The sequence below is a fragment of the Gymnodinialimonas sp. 202GB13-11 genome, assembly GCF_040932485.1.
In the GTDB taxonomy this organism is placed as follows: domain Bacteria; phylum Pseudomonadota; class Alphaproteobacteria; order Rhodobacterales; family Rhodobacteraceae; genus Gymnodinialimonas; species Gymnodinialimonas hymeniacidonis.
Genome location: NZ_JBFRBH010000001.1, coordinates 2,428,392 through 2,448,887, shown reverse-complemented (window position 1 = coordinate 2,448,887; position 20,496 = coordinate 2,428,392). Strand labels below are relative to the sequence as shown.

General features: G+C 60.8%; 18 protein-coding genes. 15 read left to right on the top strand and 3 right to left on the bottom strand.

Annotated features, from left to right (window positions below):
• Positions 1-2: 2 nt before the first annotated feature.
• Positions 3-767 (bottom strand): ArsR/SmtB family transcription factor, encoded by a 765-nt coding sequence (locus tag V8J81_RS12310; protein ID WP_368476046.1) that lies wholly within the window; start codon positions 765-767, stop codon positions 3-5.
• Between the two features lie 157 nt (positions 768-924).
• Here V8J81_RS12310 and V8J81_RS12305 point away from each other — a divergent pair, with 157 nt between their 5' ends.
• The 14 genes from V8J81_RS12305 to V8J81_RS12240 all read left to right on the top strand — a co-directional run bounded on the left by V8J81_RS12305 (position 925) and on the right by V8J81_RS12240 (position 16,569).
• Positions 925-1,674, top strand: coding sequence for an alpha/beta hydrolase (locus V8J81_RS12305; RefSeq protein WP_368476045.1), 750 nt, complete (start codon positions 925-927; stop codon positions 1,672-1,674).
• Positions 1,667-2,638, top strand: a complete 972-nt coding sequence (locus V8J81_RS12300) for an alpha/beta hydrolase (protein ID WP_368476044.1) — start codon at positions 1,667-1,669, stop codon at positions 2,636-2,638. Before V8J81_RS12305 ends, V8J81_RS12300 begins: the two co-directional genes overlap by 8 nt.
• A gap of 105 nt (positions 2,639-2,743) precedes the next feature.
• Complete coding sequence (locus V8J81_RS12295; protein WP_368476043.1) at positions 2,744-3,832, top strand: LacI family DNA-binding transcriptional regulator; 1,089 nt, start codon at positions 2,744-2,746, stop codon at positions 3,830-3,832.
• Between the two features lie 82 nt (positions 3,833-3,914).
• On the top strand, positions 3,915-5,213 hold the full coding sequence (locus V8J81_RS12290; RefSeq protein ID WP_439649923.1) for an ABC transporter substrate-binding protein: 1,299 nt from the start codon (positions 3,915-3,917) through the stop codon (positions 5,211-5,213).
• A gap of 130 nt (positions 5,214-5,343) precedes the next feature.
• On the top strand, positions 5,344-6,576 hold the full coding sequence (locus tag V8J81_RS12285) for a sugar ABC transporter permease (protein WP_368476041.1): 1,233 nt from the start codon (positions 5,344-5,346) through the stop codon (positions 6,574-6,576).
• Position 6,577: 1 nt separating this feature from the next.
• Positions 6,578-7,786, top strand: a complete 1,209-nt coding sequence (locus V8J81_RS12280) for a carbohydrate ABC transporter permease (protein ID WP_368476040.1) — start codon at positions 6,578-6,580, stop codon at positions 7,784-7,786.
• A gap of 5 nt (positions 7,787-7,791) precedes the next feature.
• A complete protein-coding gene (locus V8J81_RS12275) occupies positions 7,792-9,075 on the top strand; it encodes an MGH1-like glycoside hydrolase domain-containing protein (RefSeq protein WP_368476039.1) in 1,284 nt (427 codons plus the stop codon).
• 1 nt (position 9,076) lies between these two features.
• On the top strand, positions 9,077-10,099 hold the full coding sequence (locus V8J81_RS12270) for an ABC transporter ATP-binding protein (protein ID WP_368476038.1): 1,023 nt from the start codon (positions 9,077-9,079) through the stop codon (positions 10,097-10,099).
• Positions 10,100-10,204: 105 nt separating this feature from the next.
• Positions 10,205-11,530, top strand: coding sequence for a histidinol dehydrogenase (gene hisD / locus V8J81_RS12265; protein ID WP_368476037.1), 1,326 nt, complete (start codon positions 10,205-10,207; stop codon positions 11,528-11,530).
• Between the two features lie 80 nt (positions 11,531-11,610).
• Complete coding sequence (locus V8J81_RS12260) at positions 11,611-12,558, top strand: ester cyclase (protein WP_368476036.1); 948 nt, start codon at positions 11,611-11,613, stop codon at positions 12,556-12,558.
• An 89-nt stretch (positions 12,559-12,647) separates the two neighbouring features.
• Complete coding sequence (locus V8J81_RS12255; protein WP_368476035.1) at positions 12,648-13,403, top strand: SDR family NAD(P)-dependent oxidoreductase; 756 nt, start codon at positions 12,648-12,650, stop codon at positions 13,401-13,403.
• Positions 13,403-14,416 (top strand): LacI family DNA-binding transcriptional regulator, encoded by a 1,014-nt coding sequence (locus tag V8J81_RS12250; RefSeq protein WP_368476034.1) that lies wholly within the window; start codon positions 13,403-13,405, stop codon positions 14,414-14,416. The genes V8J81_RS12255 and V8J81_RS12250 overlap by 1 nt, the downstream gene beginning before the upstream one ends.
• Positions 14,417-14,422: 6 nt before the next feature.
• Entirely contained in the window at positions 14,423-15,406 is a 984-nt protein-coding gene (locus tag V8J81_RS12245; protein WP_368476033.1) for a nuclear transport factor 2 family protein, read from the top strand.
• A gap of 35 nt (positions 15,407-15,441) precedes the next feature.
• Positions 15,442-16,569, top strand: a complete 1,128-nt coding sequence (locus tag V8J81_RS12240; RefSeq protein WP_368476032.1) for a cobalamin-independent methionine synthase II family protein — start codon at positions 15,442-15,444, stop codon at positions 16,567-16,569.
• A gap of 62 nt (positions 16,570-16,631) precedes the next feature.
• On the opposite strand, the gene V8J81_RS12235 is transcribed toward V8J81_RS12240, so the two are convergent.
• Both V8J81_RS12235 and phaZ read right to left on the bottom strand, forming a co-directional pair.
• Positions 16,632-17,210: a DUF6151 family protein gene (locus V8J81_RS12235; RefSeq protein ID WP_368476031.1), complete on the bottom strand. Its 579-nt coding sequence runs from the start codon at positions 17,208-17,210 to the stop codon at positions 16,632-16,634.
• Between the two features lie 5 nt (positions 17,211-17,215).
• Positions 17,216-18,514, bottom strand: a complete 1,299-nt coding sequence (gene phaZ, locus V8J81_RS12230; RefSeq protein WP_368476030.1) for a polyhydroxyalkanoate depolymerase — start codon at positions 18,512-18,514, stop codon at positions 17,216-17,218.
• 109 nt (positions 18,515-18,623) lie between these two features.
• On the opposite strand from phaZ, the gene V8J81_RS12225 reads away from it, so the two are divergent.
• Positions 18,624-20,450 carry a PHA/PHB synthase family protein gene (locus tag V8J81_RS12225; protein WP_368476029.1) on the top strand — a complete coding sequence of 609 codons (1,827 nt, stop codon included), beginning with the start codon at positions 18,624-18,626 and terminating at the stop codon, positions 20,448-20,450.
• The last annotated feature ends 46 nt before the right edge of the window (positions 20,451-20,496 follow it).

Here is a 20,496-nt window from a genome sequence, read left to right as displayed (position 1 = left end):
GCTTAGCGTCCCATCATTTCGGGCGTGACAGGCAGGGCGGTGCCCGTCTCCAGCCAGGTCTTTAGGCGTGAGGCGATGAGTACCCAGCCGTTGCGGATGCCGGCCATTTCGGGCGGCAGGTTGTAGTGCTCGATCGTCAGGCGGCAGGCGCCGGGCATTTCGTCGATGAGGTAGACATGGCGGGAGGGGGCGGCGTTGGGGATGAAGTGCGGGGCGAAGGTCATTTCCAGCCGGTTCGGCGGGTCGGCGGCGATGACATCGCAGCTCAGCATCTCTGACCCGTCGGGGGCGCGGTAGATGAGGGTTTCGCCGGGGTTCGCGTCGCCTTCTAGTACGGTGTCGAAATAGTAATGCGGCGTGGCCTCGCCATTGATCAACGCGTCCCAAAGGGCGGCGGCGGTGCATTGGATGATCGTCTGGTGGACGAAGTCGGGGTGGTTGGACGTATCTAACATTTGAGCAGTCTCCAGCTTGGATTTGAGATCAATCACGGCGCGGGCGGCGGGTTTGGCCAGAAGCGGGTCGATCCAGCGGTCAATCGCCTCCTGCAAGGGAAGCGCGTTGAGGTAGTGGAATTTGAACCTGCCCTTCTTGGTCGTGACGATGAGGGAGGCGTCTTCCAGCACGTTGAGGTGTTTCATCACGCCGAAGCGCGTCATCTCGAACTGCTCTTCGAGATCGGAGAGGGTCTGACCGTCGCGCGCCTTGAGGCTGTCGAGGATCGCACGGCGGGCGGGGTCGCCCAGGGCTTTGAAAATCGCATCCATGGGGTGAGTATATGTGACTATTTAGTTACGTGACAAGATGGTCACCTATAAGATTTGCGCAAGCCTCCGCCCATGACGTGGTGATCGTGTTGCGGTAGCGGGCGTGGCGGGGCAGGGTGCCGCGCAGCGAAAGGCCAGTGAAATAAGGGGCAGGTAAATGGGCGACACTCAGTTTCTGGAGACCGAGCAGGGGCGGCAACTGGCCTATCACAAATTTTCCGGGCGGATGCCGGCGGTGGTGTTTTTGGGTGGGTTGCGGTCGGACATGACCGGCACGAAGGCGGTGCATCTGGAAGCCTGGGCGCGCAGATCGGGCCGTGAATTTCTGCGATTCGACTATTCGGGCCACGGCGAGAGTTCGGGTGAATTCACCGATGGATGTATTGGCGACTGGCATGAAGACACGGTGGCGGCGATCAGCGCACTGACCGAAGAGAAGGTGGTTGTCGTCGGCTCCTCCATGGGCGGGTGGCAGGCACTGTTGTTGGCCAAGCGGATGCCCGAGAAGCTGGCCGGGATCGTGACGATTGCGGCGGCCCCGGACTTCACAGAGGACGGTTATTGGGAGGTCTGGACCGAGGAAGAGCGCAAGACCGTCATGGAGGAGGGTGAGATCGCCCTGCCGTCCGAATACGGGGATGCGATGGTCATCACGCGCAAACTTATAGAAGATGGGCGCAATCACTTCGTTCTACGCGAGCCGCTGAAGATCGACCTGCCCGTGCGGATGTTGCAGGGCACGGCGGATATGGATGTGCCGACGGACGTGGCCTTGCGGTTGCTGGACCATGTGGAAGGCGACGATATTCATCTGGAGCTGATCAAGGATGCCGATCATCGGTTCTCGACGCCCGAATGCCTCGATACGATCACGCGGGCCGTCGAAGAGGTTTTGATTAATGCGTAAGTTCGGCAAGTGGTTGGGGCGCCTTCTGATCGCGCTCGGCGTTTTGCTGGGCGTTGTGATCTTTGTCCCCGGTGAGGGGATCGAGCGGGAGGCGCAAGCGCAATTCAGCGACCCGGTGGGCTATCTGGCGGCGCGCGAAAATGCCGATGACATCACGCCCGGGACGGAGGCGCGGATCGTCTGGGCCGGGGAAGAAGGCGCGCGGACAGAGACCGTGGTGCTGTATCTGCATGGCTTCTCGGCGACGTCAGAGGAAATCCGCCCCGTTCCGGACCGTGTCGCCGAGCAATTTGGCGCAAACCTGGTTTTCGCACGGCTGACCGGCCATGGCCGTAGCGGTGCCGCCTTGGGTGACGCGCGGGCGGGTGACTGGGTGGCAGATGCCGAGTTGTTCCTGCAGATCGCGCGGTCTGTGGGCGACGAGGTGATCGTCATGGGCACGTCGACCGGGGCCACGTTGGCGGCTTACGTGTTGGTTGAGCCGGAACATGCCGAGGCGGTTGAGGCGGTGGTGATGATCTCACCCAATATCGAGGTGGCGAACCCAGCAGGGCCGCTTCTGGAATTGTTCGGTGCAAGGGTCTGGGTTCCGTGGATCGCGGGCGCGGAACGCAGCTTTGAGCCGATCAACGAGGGGCACGAAACGTACTGGACGACTCAGTACCCAACGGTGGCCACGGTTTCGATGGGAACGCTTCTACGAGAGACGCGGGGACGGGATTATTCGGGCGTTTCGATCCCTGCCTTGTTCATGTTTGCGGACACGGATCAGGTGATTTCTGCGCCTGCGGCACGCGAATTTGCCGAAGGCTGGGGCGGTGATACGACCCTCATTCCCGTGGCCGTTCCGGAAGAGGGCGGCGACCCGTTTCACCATGTAATTGCAGGTGAAATCTTAAGCCCTGCAACGACTGATAGGGCCGTCGAAGACATCACGAACTGGCTACGAGAGACCCTAAACTAACCCGCTCCGATTTCTGCGCTGCAGCGACCAAAACCGGTTTCGATTGCGATTTTCCGTTGCCGAAACCGGTTTCGGTCTCGATTTTGAGATTCGGGGAGGAACTCGATGCAACCGAACGGCGCATCCAATGGAACGACGCAAAGGGTCACGATCAATGATCTGGCCGAGGCGTTGGGATTGGCGAAAGGGACGGTCAGCCGCGCGCTGAACGGCTACCCGGATATCGCGGAATCCACCCGTGCGCGCGTCACCCGGACGGCGGAGCGGATGGGCTATCGCCCGCTGGCGCAGGCGCAGGCGATCCGCACCGGGCGGGTCCGGTCGCTGGGGCTGGTTCTGAATACCGGTAACGCCGATCTGCACCGCCCGTTCCTGACCGATTTCCTCGACGGGATCAGCCGCGCGGCCTCGGAAGAGAGCTGGACGCTGACCGTTTCGACCGCCACGGGGGTGGATGATGAAGTGACCTCCATGGGGCGTCTGATCGACGAGCGGAAGGCGGACGGGTTCATCCTGCCGCGTGCGATGTACGACGATCCGCGCGTGGCCTTGTGCAAGGCGCGCGGGGTGCCGTTTATCCTTTATGGGCGCACCGGCGACCCGGAGGGATGCGCCTGGTATGACATTTCCGGCGAGGATGCGATGCGGTTGGCCGTGCTGCGGCTGGCGGGCTTCGGGCATAAGCGCATCGGGTTCATTAACGGATCACGCGACTACACCTACGCACATCTGCGCTATGACGGCTTCCTCTCCGGTATGGAAGAAGCTGGGCTGGTGGCAGACCCCGCGACGATTGCGGAAGGGGTGCTGGATATTGCCGCGGGGGAGGCGGCTGGCCGGAAGATTCTGTCGGCTGACATGCCGCCAACGGCAGTCGTCTGCGCGCTCGACCTCGCAGCCCTGGGACTTTACCGCGCGGCGGAGAGCATGGGGCGGCAAGTGGGCCGCGACCTCGCAGTGATCGCCTATGACGGCATCCCGGATTCGGCGGTCGCAAACCCACCGCTGACCACCTTCTCGGTCGATAACAAAGCCGCCGGCCAACGCCTCGCGCGGCTGCTGATTGCACGCATTCGCGGCATCGACCTGACCCATCTGAGAGAGCTTGCCCCGGCGCATCTGATCGCGCGGCAATCTGATCTTTTACCTGATTTCGACCCGGACCAACTGGCCCGGGCGAAGCTGAACGCCTGATAAAACCAAAGGGAGGAAAGGCATGACCAATCTCAAAACCACAGGACGTATCGCGCTTCTGGCGGCGGTCTCGGGGCTGGCGATGGCCAGCGTCGCGGCGGCGCAGGACTCGATCCGCTTCTGGACCACGGAAGAGCAGCCTGAGCGCCTAGAGCGTCAGGAGGCCATGGCGGCTGCGTTTACGGAAGAGACCGGCATCGAAGTGGAAGTGATCCCGGTCACCGAAAGCGATCTGGGCACACGCGCCACGGCTGCTTTCGCGGCAGGCGATTTGCCGGACGTGATCTACCACACGCTGCAATACGCGTTGCCTTGGTATGAGGCCGGCATTCTGGATAGCGACGCGGCCACGGACGTGATCGAAAACCTCGGCGGCGACACCTTCGCTTCGGGCGCGCTGGAAATGGCTGCGGTCGATGGTGGCTATGCCGCTGTGCCGGTCGATGGCTGGACACAGATGCTGGTCTATCGCGCCGACCTGTTCGCGGAAGCGGGCCTTGAGCCGCCCAACAGCTACGCCAACGTGATGGCCGCCGTGGAAGCGCTGCACAATCCGCCAGAGATGTATGGCTTCGTCGCACCCACGAAGGTCGATGAAAACTTCATGTCTCAGGTGCTGGAGCATGTCTTCCTCGCCAATGGCGCGTCGCCGGTGGACGAGAATGGCTTCTCGGGCTTTGACGAAGCAGCGACCGTTGAGGTGCTGGAATTCTACCGTGGCATCGTTGAGGCTTCGCCTGAGGGTGAGCTGTACTGGGATCAGTCCCGCACGCTCTACTTCTCGGGCAACGCGGCGATGATCATCTGGTCGCCCTTCATCCTTGATGAGCTGGCCGGTCTGCGCGACAGCGCCCCGCCCACGATCAACGATGATCCGACCTCCCGCGATCTCGCGGCGGCTACGGGTATCGTGACCAACTTCTCCGGCCCGTCGAACCCTGACGGTGCAGCTTGGGGTGACGTGCGTTACTTCGGTATCACGGCAGATGCCGAAACCGATGCGGCCATGGCCTTTGTCGAGTATTCGATGAACGACGGCTACACCGCGACGCTTGCCATCGCACCGGAGGGCAAGTTCCCGATCCGCCGCGGCACGGAAGAGAACCCGACGCAGTTCGTGGAAGCCTGGGCCGCACTGGACGTGGGTGTGGATCGCCGCGCGCCTCTGGGTGAGCTTTATGAGCAGTCGATGATCGATGAGATCGTCGGCGGCCTTGATGTGGCACAGCGTTGGGGTGTGGCCGAAGGCCAGTTGGCCCTGTCGAGCCGCATCATCAACAGCCAGATCATCAACCGCCTTGTCCGCGAATATGTGGATGGTGTGCGCTCGGCCGAAGAAACCGTTGCGCTGATGAACGAAGAACTCGGCGCGATTGAGTAAGCACCCGTTCCGGGTGACCGCGTAAATCGACACGATCCTGGGCGGGGCCTATGCCTCGCCCGACAAGAACGCTCGGGGGCCAGTGCGGCCCCCGGACACCCCCCTTTTATCCATCGGGAGCACGCGCCCCATGTCTGATACTGCCACCCCCCCCAAGGGCACGGGCCCGCTGGCCAAACGCGAGGCGCGGCTGGCCTGGGGTCTTCTCCTGCCCACGCTGACCGCCGTGATGCTGGTGGTTTTGCTGCCGCTATTGGCGATCATCTGGATTTCCTTCAAACCCGTGGGTCTGGCCGATCTGCGCCCTGCCGCGCCCGTGGTGCGTGAGGATGTGCGCAATGTGGGCGACCCGGATCAGTTGATCCGCTACCGCATCCGCAACCCCAGTCAGGACAACCCAATCGGGAATGTGGTGCTGACCGATGTGTTGCCGGATGGTGTTGCCCTGACGGACTTGCCCGAAGCCTGCGAGGTTAATGGGGCAACCCTGACCTGCAGCTATGACGAATTGGGCGCGGGTGAGCGTGTGACGCTGGAAATCCCCGCGACCTTCGAGGCGAGCCTCGAGGACGCGATTGAGGATGACACGCCGGTGGAAATCACGGGCGATGCCACGAACGTTCTGACCAGCGGTGAATTCACGTTGGAGAATTTCAGCGACATTTTCGAAGCCCGTGAATTCTGGTCGGTGATCTTTGCCACCTTGTTCTACACGGTTGTCGGCACAATCGGCGCGCTGGTTGTGGGCCTGTTTGCAGCGCTGTTGCTGAACAAGAGTTTCGCTGGGCAGGGCGTTTTGCGGGGCCTTTACCTATTCCCCTACGTGGCCCCGGTGATCGCCGTGGCGTTTTCGTGGGTGATCCTGTTTGACCCGACCTCGGGCTCCATCAACGCGCTGCTCGTGCAAATGGGCGTGGTGGACAGCCCAATCAACTTCTTCGGGGTCCGGCCCAACGCGCTGATCATGGTGACGGTGTTCGAGATCTGGCGGTACTTCCCGCTCTCGTTCCTGTTCATACTCGCGCGGATGCAATCGATTGACACCGACATGTATGAGGCGGCGGATGTGGATGGGGCCACGCCCTTCCAGAAGTTCCGCTACCTGAGCCTGCCGATGCTGATGGGCATCCTGTCGGTCCTGTTCCTGCTGCGCTTCATTTGGACGTTCAACAAGTTCGACGACATCTTCCTGCTGACGGGCGGTAACGCAGGCACGCGGACGCTGACGGTGAATGTGTATGAGCAGGCCTTCGCGGTCTCGAATATCGGTGCGGGCGCGGCGGTGGCCGTGGTGATCCTGTGCTGCCTGCTGTGCTTCTCGTGGGCGTTCTTCAAGTTCATGTCGAAAGAGGAGGGCCTGTAAGATGGTACGTCAGGGATATGTGACGGGCCCGGTTCTGGGCATCCTTTGGGCCTTCATCGTGGCAACGACGGTGGCTGTGATCCTCAGCTTCTCCACCGGGGAAGCGTTCCGGCCCGGTCTGTTCGGTTGCCTAATCTTGGGCGCGGGGCTAGGGGCGGCGGCGTTCCATGTGCGCTCGGGCTGGGTGTTGTCGGCGGGTGGGGCAGCCTTGGCGCTGGCGCTGAGCTATACGCCGTTGTCGCCGGTACATGTGGGCGAGACGCTTGGGCTTGGTGCGCATCTGTCGATGGCTGTGTTCTTCGGCCTCGCCATGGGATTGTCGCTGGCCACGATCCTGCGGGATGCGCCGTCCGGCGCGATGACGCGGCACGAATGGGAGGAGGCGGTGATCCGTTTCCTCACCGGCTTCGGCTTTATCTTCTTCACGGCGGCGGTGTTCATCCCGTTCTACGTGATGGTGCTGACCTCGATGAAAACCCAAGGGGAACTGATCGCCAACCCGCTGGATTATTCCATCGACCTCAGCCGAGGCTGGGACCTGTTCCGCAGCTATGACGAGCTGTTCCGCGACTTCAACTTTGGTCGCTACATGTGGACGAGTTTCTACATCTCGGTGATCACCGTCTTCGTGACGCTGCTATTCAGCGTGCCCGGCGCCTATGCAGTCGCGCGGTTGCGGTTCAAGGGGCAGAAGTCGCTCAGCCGGTCGATCCTTCTGATCTATATGGTGCCAATGATCGTTCTGGCGCTGCCGATCTACATCGTCTTCTCGCAAACGGGTCTGCGTAACACGATCATCGGTATCGTGATGATCTATCCGGTCACGACGATCCCCGTGGCGCTCTACATGTTGCAAGGATACTTCCGCGGCCTCCCCGCAGAGGTGGAAGAAGCGGGCCTGATGGACGGTCTCAACCGGCTTCAGGTGATCTGGAAGATCACGTTGCCGCTGTCGCTTCCGGCGATGGTCTCGGTGTCGCTCTATGTCTTCATGATCGCATGGAACGAATTTCTGCTGGCGTTCATGCTGCTGGATGATCCGCAGATCTTCACGCTGACGCGGGGGATCGCGTCGCTCAACTCCTCGGAAATTCCGCGCCAGCATCTGATGGCGGGTGCGGTGATCGCCACGGTGCCGGTGATGGTGCTGTTCCTCGGGCTTGAGAAATTCATGACCAAGGGCCTGACAGCAGGGAGTGTGAAAGGATGAAGGATATGACTGATTTGAACACCGGGCCGCTGGATGAAGAGGCCCGCCGCATCCTTCGCCTGAATGACAAAGGCGGGTATACGGTGCCGACGGCGGGGCTGTACCCTTACCAATGGAACTGGGACAGCGCCTTTGCGGCCATCGGGTTTGCGACCTTTGACGTGGATCGCGCCTGGACTGAGTTGGAGACGCTTTTCGCCGCGCAATGGGACAACGGCATGGTGCCGCATATCCTGTTCCATGTGGTCGACGAGGGGTATTTCCCCGGGCCGGACGTTTGGGGCACGCAAAACGCGGTTGGGCGCGGGGCGCAGACTGTGCCGTCCTCGGGGATCAGCCAGCCACCGGTTGCCGCATCCCTCGCTTGGCGGGTCTATCGATCCGACCCGGACGCGGGGGAGGCTCGGCTTCGCGCGCTTTATCCCAAGATGCTGGCCTTCCACCGCTGGATGATGGAAGCGCGCGCGGAAAGTGGCGCGGTCTGCATTACCCATCCGTGGGAGGCGGGCCGGGACAATGCACCGGATTGGGATGAGGCCATGGCCGGGATCGACCCGGTTGGGGTGCAGCCCTATACGCGCCGAGACACGGGCCATGTGGATGCCAAGATGCGGCCAACGCAAGCCGATTACGACCGCTATATCTGGCTCGTGCAATTCGGGCGGGATCGCGATTGGGACGATGCGAAGATCGCCGAAGAAAGCCCATTCCGGGTGGCCGATCCGACCATGACGTTCACTTGCTTGCGGTCCTCGCGGGATCTGGGGGACGTGGCTGATCTGCTGGGGGAAGACCGGACGCAGGTCGACGATTGGATCGCCACGCTGGAAGCGGGCGCCGAGACGCTGTGGAACCCTGAAACGCAAAGCTACGAAGGGCGCAATCTGCGCACCGGGAACTTCACGGGATCAGTGAGCAATGCAGGCTTTCTGTGCTGGTGGGCGGGGATCGACAAGGAGGCCGCGCGTGCCACGCTGGATGGTGTATTGGATCGCGCGCGATATGCGCTTCCCAGCTACGATCCGGCGGGACCGCAATTCGACCATCTGCGCTATTGGCGCGGACCGGTCTGGGCGATCATGAACTACATGGCCGCAAATGGCATGGCAGAGGCCGGCCTTGCAGCACAGGCCGACCGCATTCGACGCGACACGGCAAAGCTGATCGCGGATCGCGGATTTGCCGAATACTTCTCACCCGTCGATGGCACGCCGGCGGGTGGAGGAACTTTCACATGGACTGCGGCGGTGTGGCTCGACTGGGCCTCCCCCTCTGCACGGGAGAGCTGACATGGGTGCAATTGAACTGAAGGCCGTTGAGAAATGGTACGGCGAGGTGCAGGTCATCAAAGGGGTGGACCTGACGATCAACGATGGTGAGTTTGTCATTTTCGTGGGGCCGTCGGGCTGCGGGAAATCCACGCTTCTGCGGATGATCGCGGGGCTGGAGGAAACCTCTCGCGGGCAGGTGATGATCGACGGGCGCGATGCGACGGCGGAGCCACCGAGTAAGCGCGGGCTGGCGATGGTGTTCCAGAGCTACGCTTTGTATCCGCACATGTCTGTGGCCGAGAATATGGGCTTTTCGCTGAAGACGGCGGGGGCCTCCAAGGCCGAACAGCAAGAGAAGGTGGCCGAGGCCGCGCGCGCGTTGCGGCTGGAGGAGTATCTCGAGCGTAGGCCAAAGGATTTGTCGGGGGGACAGCGTCAGCGCGTGGCGATTGGCCGGTCGATTGTGCGTGATCCCACGGCGTTTCTTTTTGATGAGCCGCTGTCGAACCTCGACGCCGCGCTGCGGGTCGAGATGCGGTATGAGATTGCGAAGCTGCACCAGCAGTTGAAAGCGTCGATGGTCTACGTGACCCACGATCAGGTAGAGGCGATGACGCTGGCCGACCGGATCGTGGTGCTGAGCGCGGGCCGGATCGAGCAGGTGGGCTCGCCGAAACAGCTTTACGATCATCCTGACAACCTATTCGTGGCGCAGTTTATCGGCTCGCCCAAGATGAACGTGATCAATCTGCCTGCCGATGGATTGCGACTGGATGGTATGCCCGGCAATGCGGCGCATCTGGGTGTACGGCCTGAGGCGATTGGGATCGGTGCTGCGGGCGAAGGCGCGATAGACGGCAAAGTCGACGTGGCCGAATACCTTGGCGCGGACATCTTCCTGATTGTCGATTGCGGTGCAGCGGGCAAATTGACCGTCCGCACCGATGGCGAAAGCACGCTGCGCCCCGGTGATGCGGTGGGGTTGATGTTCCCCGAAGAGAAGCGGCATTACTTCGGCGGGGATGGTTTGGCGATCCGCTAGCAGAGAGTGCCGCGGCGCAGCATTTTGCAATCGTATGCAAAAATGACTTGAAGGTGAATTTTCGGCCTGTATCCTCCCTCCGGACGAGGAATCTGGAGGGAAGAGATGGCTGAATATCTCAAGCGCGGCAAACCAGCCGAAGAGCGTGCGGAGGATGACGCGAAGGTTCGCGGCATCGTGGAGGGCATTCTGGGCGATATCGAGGCGCGCGGGGATGCGGCGGTTAAAGAGCTTTCGGCCAAATTCGACGGCTATGAGCCCGAGGCGTTTCGCCTGACTCCGTCCGAGATCGAAGCGGCGATGCAGCAGGTCACAACCCGCGAGATGGATGATATCCGCTTCGCGCAGGCGCAGATCCGGCGGTTCGCCGAGGCGCAGCGGGCCTCGATGACGGATATCGAGGTTGAGACGATCCCGGGCGTGATCCTGGGCCATAAGAATATCCCTGTGAATTCAGTGGGATGCTACGTGCCCGGTGGCAAGTTCCCGATGGTGGCGTCGGCCCACATGTCGGTGTTGACGGCCAAGGTGGCGGGCGTGAAGCGGGTGGTGGCCTCTGCCCCGCCGGTGAACGGCAAGCCGCATCCTGCAATTGTCGCCGCGATGCATGAAGGCGGCGCAGATGAGATTCTAGTGCTGGGTGGCGTTCAGGCCGTGGGCGCGATGGCGATCGGGACAGAGTCGATCAAGCCGGTCGATATGCTGGTGGGGCCGGGCAATGCCTTTGTGGCGGAGGCCAAGCGGCAGTTGTTCGGACGGGTTGGTATCGACCTTTTCGCTGGCCCGACGGAGACCTGCGTGATCGCGGATGAGACTGTGGATGGTGAAATGTGCGCGACTGACCTGCTGGGGCAGGCGGAGCATGGATACAATTCGCCTGCGGTGCTGATCACCAACTCGCGGAAACTGGCCGACGATACGATGGCTGAGATCGAGCGGATTTTGGGGATCTTGCCGACCGCTGAGACCGCGCGCGTGTCCTGGGAGGAATATGGCGAGATCATCCTGTGCGACGGCTATGATGAAATGCTGGAGGTGTCTGAGGATATCGCGTCCGAGCATATTCAGGTGATGACGGACCGCGATGACTGGTTCCTCGACAACATGACCAACTACGGCGCGCTGTTCCTCGGGCCGCGCACGAATGTGGCGAACGGCGATAAAGTGATTGGCACCAACCATACGCTGCCCACGAAGAAAGCCGGTCGCTATACCGGTGGTCTTTGGGTCGGAAAGTTCATCAAAACCCATTCGTATCAGCGGGTTGTGACGGATGAGGCGGCGACGCTGGTGGGCGAATATGGCTCTCGCCTGTGCATGTTGGAAGGCTTTGTGGGCCATGCCGAGCAGTGCAACGTCCGCGTACGCCGGTACGGTGGGCTGAATGTTCCGTATGGCGAGGGCGCGCCTTATCGGGACGCAGCGGAATGAGTTTGGGGTAGGGCGGGCCCGCCCGCCCACCCCATTTGGGGGCGCTGCCCCCTAACCCCCGGCATATTTTTGGAACAAAGATGAGCGAAGAGCTGCAGGCGAAAGAGCTATTGAGCGGGGTTCGGAAGAGCGGACGGTTGGAAGACGTCGCCAAGGCTGGATGTCCGGTGCATCTGGCGCATCCGTTCGAGACGCTGGATCTGGCCGCTTATGGCGCGGTGCTGGATGATTTAGCGGCCGCCTTTCCCGATCTGGAACGCCGTGTGACCATCGAAATGGCGGGGCGTGATGGAAACGGTCAGCTTTGGGTCGGGCAGGGCGGATATTGGTGCGGGCTTTTCGTGGCCCCCTTCATGGACATCCCGCCAACGCAGCGGATGGCCGTTATGCGGTTTCACGACTTTTTCCGCGTGGAAGACGGCGCGGTAGTTGAGATGCAGTCGCTTTGGGACCTGCCGGAGCTGATGTTGCAGGCGGGGGTTTGGCCGCTCTCACCCTCTTTGGGGCGCGAATTCCATGTGCCGGGTCCGGCCACGCAGGACGGCCTGCGCGTGGCGGGGGATGGGGCAGCGGCCTTGAAGACGGTCGAGGATATGCTGAACGGTTTGGGAAATGACCCTGCCGGCACGCCGCGCGCGACGATGGCGCAGTACTGGCATGAGCATATGTCCTGGTACGGTCCATCCGGTATTGGAACTGCGCGCGGGATCGACGGCTTTCGCAAACACCATCAAGCGCCGTTCTTGGGCGGAATGCCAGATCGCTTCGCCCGGATGGATGAGGGGCATTTGTTTGCCGAGGGCAATTACGTGGGGTTCACGGGGTGGCCCGGCATGGATGTGAGTTTGACCGGCGGATCCTGGCTTGGCCTGCCGGGCGCTGGGCAAAAGTTGGAGATGCGCAGCCTTGATTTCTGGCGTATCGAAGAGGGAAAGATTGCGGAGAATTGGGTGTTGGTGGACCTGCTGCATGTTTACGCGCAACTGGGTGTGGATGTTCTGGCGCGCATGCGGGAGCTGTCTGTTTGATATCAAATTCACGTAGCGGATGTAGACTTATCCACAGATATGCCGGAAATTTTTGACTATTTCGAACAAGACTTGATCGAGGACCTGATATGACACTGCCCCGCACCCCTTCCTTTTCGTTGACTGGAAAGCGTGCCTTTGTGCCCGGCGGGTCGCGCGGGATCGGGCTGGGATGTGCGGCTGCTTTGGCTGAGGCCGGGGCGCATGTGACCTTGGCTGCGCGTAATGCGGATCAGGTGGAGGGTGCTGCGCAAAGCCTGCGTGATGCGGGGTATCAGGCGGATGGAATCTCACTCGATGTCACGGATCTGAACGCGATGGAGGCCGCCATCGCGGCGCTTGGCCCGCTCGACATTCTGTGCAACTCCGCCGGGCTGGCGCGGCATTCCCCGGCGCTGGAAACGGATCCGTCAGACTTTGATGCCGTCACAAATATCAACGTCCGCGCGGCGTACTTCATGGCGCAATTCGCGGCGCGTGGGATGGAAAACGGCGGCTCGATCATCCAGATCTCAAGCCAGATGGGGCATGTCGGCGGACAGGATCGCGCCGTTTATTGCGGCACGAAGCACGCGGTCGAAGGCATGACCAAATCGATGGCAATCGAATGGGGGCCGCGCAATATCCGGGTCAATACGATCTGCCCAACCTTCGTGCGGACTGAGCTGACCGCACCCACCTTTGCCGATCCTGAAAAGCGCGCGTGGATCGAGTCGAAGATCAAACTGCCGCGCGTTGCAGAAGTCGAAGACCTGATGGGCGCGGTTCTGTTTCTGGCCTCAGATGCCTCCGCTATGGTCACGGGCACCTCCATTCTCGTTGACGGCGGCTGGACGGCGGGCTGATGGCGGATCGGAAGATCACTTCGGTCGACGTGGCCAAACGTGCAGGGGTCAGCCAATCGGCAGTGAGCCGGGTGTTTACGCCCGGGGCGAGCGTGTCGAAGAAAATGGCCGACCGGGTACGCAAGGCGGCGGATGATCTGGGCTATCGGCCCAATGTACTTGCGCGGTCGCTGATCACCGGCAGATCGCGGATAATCGGGCTGGTTGTGGCCTATCTGGACAATCCGTTTTACCCCGATGCGCTGGAAAAACTCAGCGCAGCCTTGCAGGCGCGGGGCTACCATATCCTTGTTTTCCTTGCCGGAAACAGCGACGGAGACGTGGAAAGCGTGATTGATGATCTGATGGACTATCAGGTTGATGGGATCATCACGGCCTCGATCAACCTATCTGGCGAGTTGACGGATCGGTGCCGGGCCGCCGGCATTCCGGTGATGCTGTTCAACCGGGGGATCGAGGGGTCGGGCCTGAGTGCTGTGACCTCGGCCAACAAGGTCGGCGGGGCTGCAGTGGCAGAGTTCCTGATGGATGCCGGCCATAAGCGAATTGCGCATATTTCAGGCTGGCTTGGGGCCTCGACCGGCAAGGATCGGCGGGAAGGTTTCGTGCAAGCGCTAGAGGCGGCAGGTGTGGCCCTGCACGCGGAATATGATGCGAGGTTCCGGCGCGAGAAGGCGGCTGAGGCTGCGCGCGCGATGATGCTGGAAAGCGAACCGCCCGACGCGATTTTCGTGGGCAATGACCACATGGCCCTTGGTGTGCTGGACATGCTGCGCTTTGAGATGGGGCTGGATGTGCCCGGCGACGTCAGTGTCGTCGGCTACGATGATGTGCCGATGGCCGCCTGGCCCGCCTATGACCTGACGACTCTGCGCCAACCGGTGAACCGCATGGTCGAGGCCACGGTAGACACGCTCCTCAATGAAATAGAACAGGCCCGCCCGCCGGGCACTGTGACTGAAATCCAGGGAGAGCTGATTGTACGCGGCTCGGCCCGCACCACTAAAGGATAAGGCCCAATGATCGGCTTCTCGAACAAGTTCCGCGATTTTCCCGACTATATCATCGGGATCACCAAAGAGATTTGGGAGGATCGCGGGATTGCGACCCTGCATGAGTATTATGCCAAGGATATTGTGGTGCGATCGCCAGCCTCGATTGTTGTTGGCAATCAGGGGGTTATCGCCGCGACCATGGCGACATTGGCCGAGTTCCCGGACCGCGTTTTGCTGGGTGAAGATGTGATCTGGTCCGGCACGCCGGAGGAAGGGATGCTGTCCTCTCACCGCATCATCAGCCAGGCGACCCATGGCGGTGACGGCGTCTATGGTGCCGCGACGGGCAAGAAGTTGCAGTACCGGATTCTTGCGGATTGCCACGCCAAGAACAATGCGATCGACGATGAATGGCTGATCCGCGACCAGACCGCCATCGTGAAGCAGCTGGGGTGGGAGCCGAAGGCGTATGCCGCTGATCTGATTGAGCGCGAAGGCGGGCGCGATGCGTGCGTGCGGCCTCTGACTCCCGAAAATGACATGAAAGGTCCGTACAAGGGGCGCGGCAATGACAACCCGTGGGGTGCGAAGCTGGCCGAGACGCTGACGCGCATCATGGGTGCGGATATGGCAGCGATTCCAGAGGTTTACGACCGCGCCTGCCATCTGGAATATCCGGGCCATGTGACGGGTCACGGCACGGCAGAGGCGGATCGTTTCTGGATGGGCCTGCGTGCCAGTTTCCCGAACGCGGAATTCAAGATCGACCACCAGGTCGGGATGGACGATGAGAACATGGCCCCTCGTGCCGCCGTCAGGTGGAGCCTTTGGGGCAAGCATGAGGGCTGGGGTATGTTTGGTGTGCCCACGGGTGCCATGGTCTATGTGCTTGGCTGCACCCATGCGGAATTCGGGCAACTGGGCGGGGCAGAGCCGCAATTGCGCCGCGAATATACGCTGTTCGATGAAACGTCGGTTTGGAAGCAGATCCTGCTGGCCGAAGTCTGATATAGAGACAACAGGGACAAGGATTGGGGACCAAAATGATCAAAACCACTCACGTAGGCTCGCTTCCACGCACGCAGGAAGTCGTGGATTTCATCTTCGCACGCGAGAAAGATCAGCCGTTTGATCAGGTCGCGTTCGATGCTGCAATGACGGCCGCCGTGGACGAGACGGTGCGCAAGCAGGTTGAGGCTGGTGTTGAGATCGTCAGCGATGGCGAGACCTCCAAGATCAGCTACGCCACTTACGTGAAAGATCGCTATACCGGGTTTTCCGGCGACAGCCCGCGCAATGCGCCCGCGGATCTGAAGATGTTCCCCTCTTTCCTCGAGCGGCTGGCCAATGATGGCGGCACGCCAACCTATGCGCGACCCATGTGCACGGGCGAGGTGCGGTCGAAAGGGCAGGGGGAGTTGCAGAAGGATATCGACAATCTGAAGGCCGCAATGGCCAAGCATGGTGCGGCGGAAGGTTTCATGAATGCCGCGTCACCCGGTGTGATTTCGCTGTTCCTGCAAAACGACTTCTATCCGACGCGAGAGGCTTATCTTGCCGCTCTGGCCGACGCGATGGCCGAGGAATATCGCACCATCGTAGATGCGGGCCTGCTGTTGCAGTTGGATTGTCCGGACCTCGCCCTGTCGCGTCATATGCTGTTCGCCGAACTCTCTGATGAGGAGTTCGTGAAGATCGCGGCGTCCCATGTGGACGCGCTGAACCATGCGCTCAGCGGCATCGACCCTTCGCGCGTGCGGGTGCATATCTGCTGGGGCAATTACGAAGGGCCGCATATCTGTGACGTGCCGATGGAAACAGTTTTCAGCACCTTCATGTCGGTGAATGCGAACCAGCTTCTGTTCGAAACCTCGAACCCCCGCCATGCCCATGAATGGACCGTGTTCCGGGACCGTGCGGGCGAAATACCGGACGACAAAATCCTTGTTCCGGGGGTCGTGGATACGACGACGAACTTTGTCGAGCATCCTGAATTGGTCGCCGAACGGATTTCTAAATTCACGGGCATTGTAGGCGCGGATCGAGTGATTGCGGGCAGCGATTGCGGCTTTGGCACCTTCGCCGGCTTCGGCGCTGTGGACCCGTCCATTGCCTATGCAAAGCTTGGCGCGCTGTCTGAGGGCGTCAAGCTGGCGAATTCGCGTTTATGAAATAGTACGTGCCAAATCTGTGGATAAGTCTGTGAGTTGTGCGCAAAAGTGAAAGTCACACCTCACAGGCGTGCGTAAATCTCGGCCTTCCGCACCTTGTCGATCACCACGGGATCAACCACCGGACGCCCCGTTTCAGCGTCAAAGAACGGAGTCTTTTTCCGTTCACCTTTTAGGATGGCGGCACCCGCATTTGAAAAGAGCGCCATAACCACGCGGCCCATGCGCTTGTGCGTGACCTTGCCGTCGGGCTGCGTAATGTTCACCTGCGCGCGGACCCGGCCCAAGGCATCCTGATGCTCGACCATATCGGCCAGCAAGCCAGCAAAGGGGATGCTCAATTTCGACGGGGTTGTCGCAATCGGCGTCCCGCAGCAGGCGGCGTAGAAGCGAAGCGGACCGCGCGGCGACAATCGCAGAGCAGCCAGATGCTCGACACCTTGCGTAATCGCCATTCCCCCCGGTCCGATCTGCACAATGCGCACACCGTCGATCGCGCCAGGATCGTCACGCCCGACGGCCACCTGAAAGGCGCGGCAATCCTTGCAATGGCAGGTCAGGTGCGTGCCGGATTTCAGTGTCTTCTCCGTCAGCGTGCCCCGCAGGGCGCCGCATTGGCAAGATAAAGACACTTCGCCCATTCAGGTCACACCGCGACGTTGTCGACTGGCGGTTCCTGAACCAATTTCGGCTTCGGGCGGCGCTTTGCCGTTTTGCCCGCATTCGTATCGATGAAATCGAGAACCAGCGGGCGGATATTGTCGCGCCAGCTTTTGCCCGCAAAAATCCCGTAATGGCCTGCATCGGGTTCAAGGTAAGAGGCCTTCTTGTCCTCAGGCAACCCAGTCAGCAGGTCCAGCGCCGCAACACATTGGCCGGGTGCTGAAATGTCATCCTTCCCGCCCTCGACGGTTTTCACAGCAACGGTGGTGATTTTGCCGATATCCACCTGCTTGCCGTCCACGACGAAGATGTTTTTCGCAATTTCGCGTTTTTTGAAGATGCGCTCGACCGTCGACAGGTAAAATTCCGCCGTCATATCCATCACGGCGAGGTATTCGTCGTAGAAGGTGTTGTGCTTGTCGTGATCGCTGGCTTCACCTTTGGAAACGCGTACGATCTGGTCCGAGAAGGCCTTGGCGTGCTTTTCCCCGTTCATTGCCATGAACGACGACAGCTGTTGCAGGCCCGGATAAACCATCCGGCCTGCGCCTTCATATTTGAAGCCGACGCGCTGGATCACGAACTTCTCCAACTGGCCCATCGTCACACGGCGTCCGAAATCGGTCACATCTGTCGCGGCGGCGTCGGGGTCAATCGGCCCACCGATCAGGGTCAGCGTGCGGGGCTGCGCGCTCGGATCTTCTTCGGCCAGATAGGCGGTCGCAGCAAGCGCAAGAGGCGCGGGCTGACAGACCGCGATTACATTCGTGTCCGGCCCCATTTCGCGCATGAAATCAACGAGGTAATGCGTGTAATCCTCGATATCGAACTTGCCGACACTGACTGGAATGTCGCGCGCATTGTGCCAGTCGGTGATGTAGACATCGGCATCGGGCAGCAGTGACAGAACCGTTTTCCGTAGAAGCGTTGCGTAGTGGCCCGACATCGGTGCCACCAGCAGAACCTTGCGGCCTGTGGGCGCGCGGCCTTGAACGTCGAACCGGATCAGATCGCCGAAGGGGCGCTCCACCACCGTTTCCACGGTTACAACATGATCGCGCCCATCATCGCCGGGGACACTGTCGATGTGCCAGTCAGGCTTTGCGACCATGCGCGCAAAGCTGCGTTCGGTCACTTCGCCCCACGCGGCTGTCATCTGGATGAGCGGGTTCGCAACCAGTCCAAAGGCAGGATACGAGCACATGGCGCGCGCCGATGCGCCCATCCACTGGTTCGTGACCCGCATTGATTCCATCAGATCGTAGGTAAGCATGTACCGCATGAGCTACTCCAAGCGCCGAGACCGGGAAGACCCGGATCATTTCGTCGCGTGGACCCCCTCACCTTGGTCCCGCTACTATGCAGATGCAGCATAAGGCACGGGAAATCAAGTGGCACACGACGAAACGGAAAGCGATGCAGACCAAGAGGTTGCATCGGAGGACGGCGAACATCTGGCAAAGTTGAACGCGAATCTGGCAAAGGTGGAGGAGCTTTCCAAGCGCCTCGTCGCGGCCATGGGGCAGCGCACGCCAGCGGATGTCGGCCTACAGGGCCCGGGCCAGGATCTCTACATGAAGGCGGGTCTGGCCTACTGGGCCGACATGATGTCGAACCCCAGCAAAATGCTGGAAACGCAGGCCCAGTATTGGGGCCAGGCGATGGCGCATTTCATGGAAATGCAGAATGCGCTGGCCGAGGGCAAGATGCCCCTTTTGCCCGATGATGATCTGCCGTCCGACAAACGCTTCGCCAATCCGCTCTGGCGCACGCATCCCTATTTCAACTTCGTCCGCCACCAATACGTTATGGGATCCGAGGCGATCCGTCAGGCCGTGGCAGACCTTGAAGGGCTGGAGCCGAAGGACAAGCATCGCGTCGAATTCTTCGCCAGCCAGGTGATTGAGCTCTTCTCACCGACCAACTACTTCGCAACCAACCCCGATGCGCTGGAAAAGGCGGTTGAGACGGATGGCGAAAGCCTTGTCCACGGGTTGGAGAACCTCGTCCGCGACATCGAAACCCACCATGGTGAGATCCTGCCAACTCTCGCCGACCCCGATGCGTTCGAAGTGGGCGGCAATATCGGCACGTCTGAGGGCAGCGTGGTTTACCGCAACCGCATGATGGAGCTGATCCAATACGCGCCGAAAACCGAAAAGGTACACAAAACGCCCCTGATCATCTTCCCGCCCTGGATCAATAAGTTCTACATCCTCGACCTCAAGCCGCAGAACAGCCTGATCAAATGGATCGTGGAGCAGGGCTATACCCTGTTTGTCGTTAGTTGGAAGAACCCCGACGAAAGCTATTCCGATGTCGGCTTGGAAGACTACGTCGAGGACGGCTATCTGACCGCCATTGAACAGGTGAAAGAGATCACCGGCGAAAAGCAGGTCAACACCGTCGGCTATTGCATTGCCGGGACCACCCTGAACCTGACACTGGCGCTGATGAAGAAGCGCAAGGACAAGTCGATCAAATCCGCCACTTTCTTCACCACGCTCACCGATTTCTCGGAGCAGGGGGAATTCACGCCCTTCCTGCAGGACGATTTCGTCGAAGCGATCGAGCGGCAGATTGATCAGGACGGCGTGCTGAGCAGCTACTTCATGTCCAAGACCATGTCGTTCCTCCGCTCCAAGGATCTGATCTACGGCCCGGCTGTGCGCAGCTACATGATGGGAGAGGCCCCGCCCGCCTTCGATCTGCTGTTCTGGAATGGCGACAGCACGAACCTGCCCGGCAAGATGACGATGCAGTACCTGCGCGGCCTGTGCCAAGGGAACGGGCTTGCAACCGACGGGTTCGAATTGTGTGGAGAGACACTTTCGCTGAAGGACGTGACCGTCCCGCTGTGCGCGGTTGGCTGCATGACCGACCACATCGCCGCATGGGCCGACAGTTTCCGTGGCGTGACCAAGATGGCGTCCAAGGACAAGACCTTCATCTTGTCCGAATCTGGCCATATCGCAGGCATCGTGAACCCGCCCTCGAAGAAGAAATACGGACACTATACCAACCCAGATGTCTCGGGCGCGGCTGAAGATTGGTTGGAAGCAGCCGACTACAACGAAGGCTCCTGGTGGCCACGTTGGGAGGCATGGCTGGCCAAGCGATCAGGCGCGATGATCAAGGCGCGCGAACCGGGTGCGGACGGCCATGAGATTCTGGCTCCAGCCCCTGGAACTTACGTGAAAGAGAGCAAAGCCGCCTGATTTCATTAGATTCTTTCTCTATGCTGCAGTGCAGAATAAACCTTGA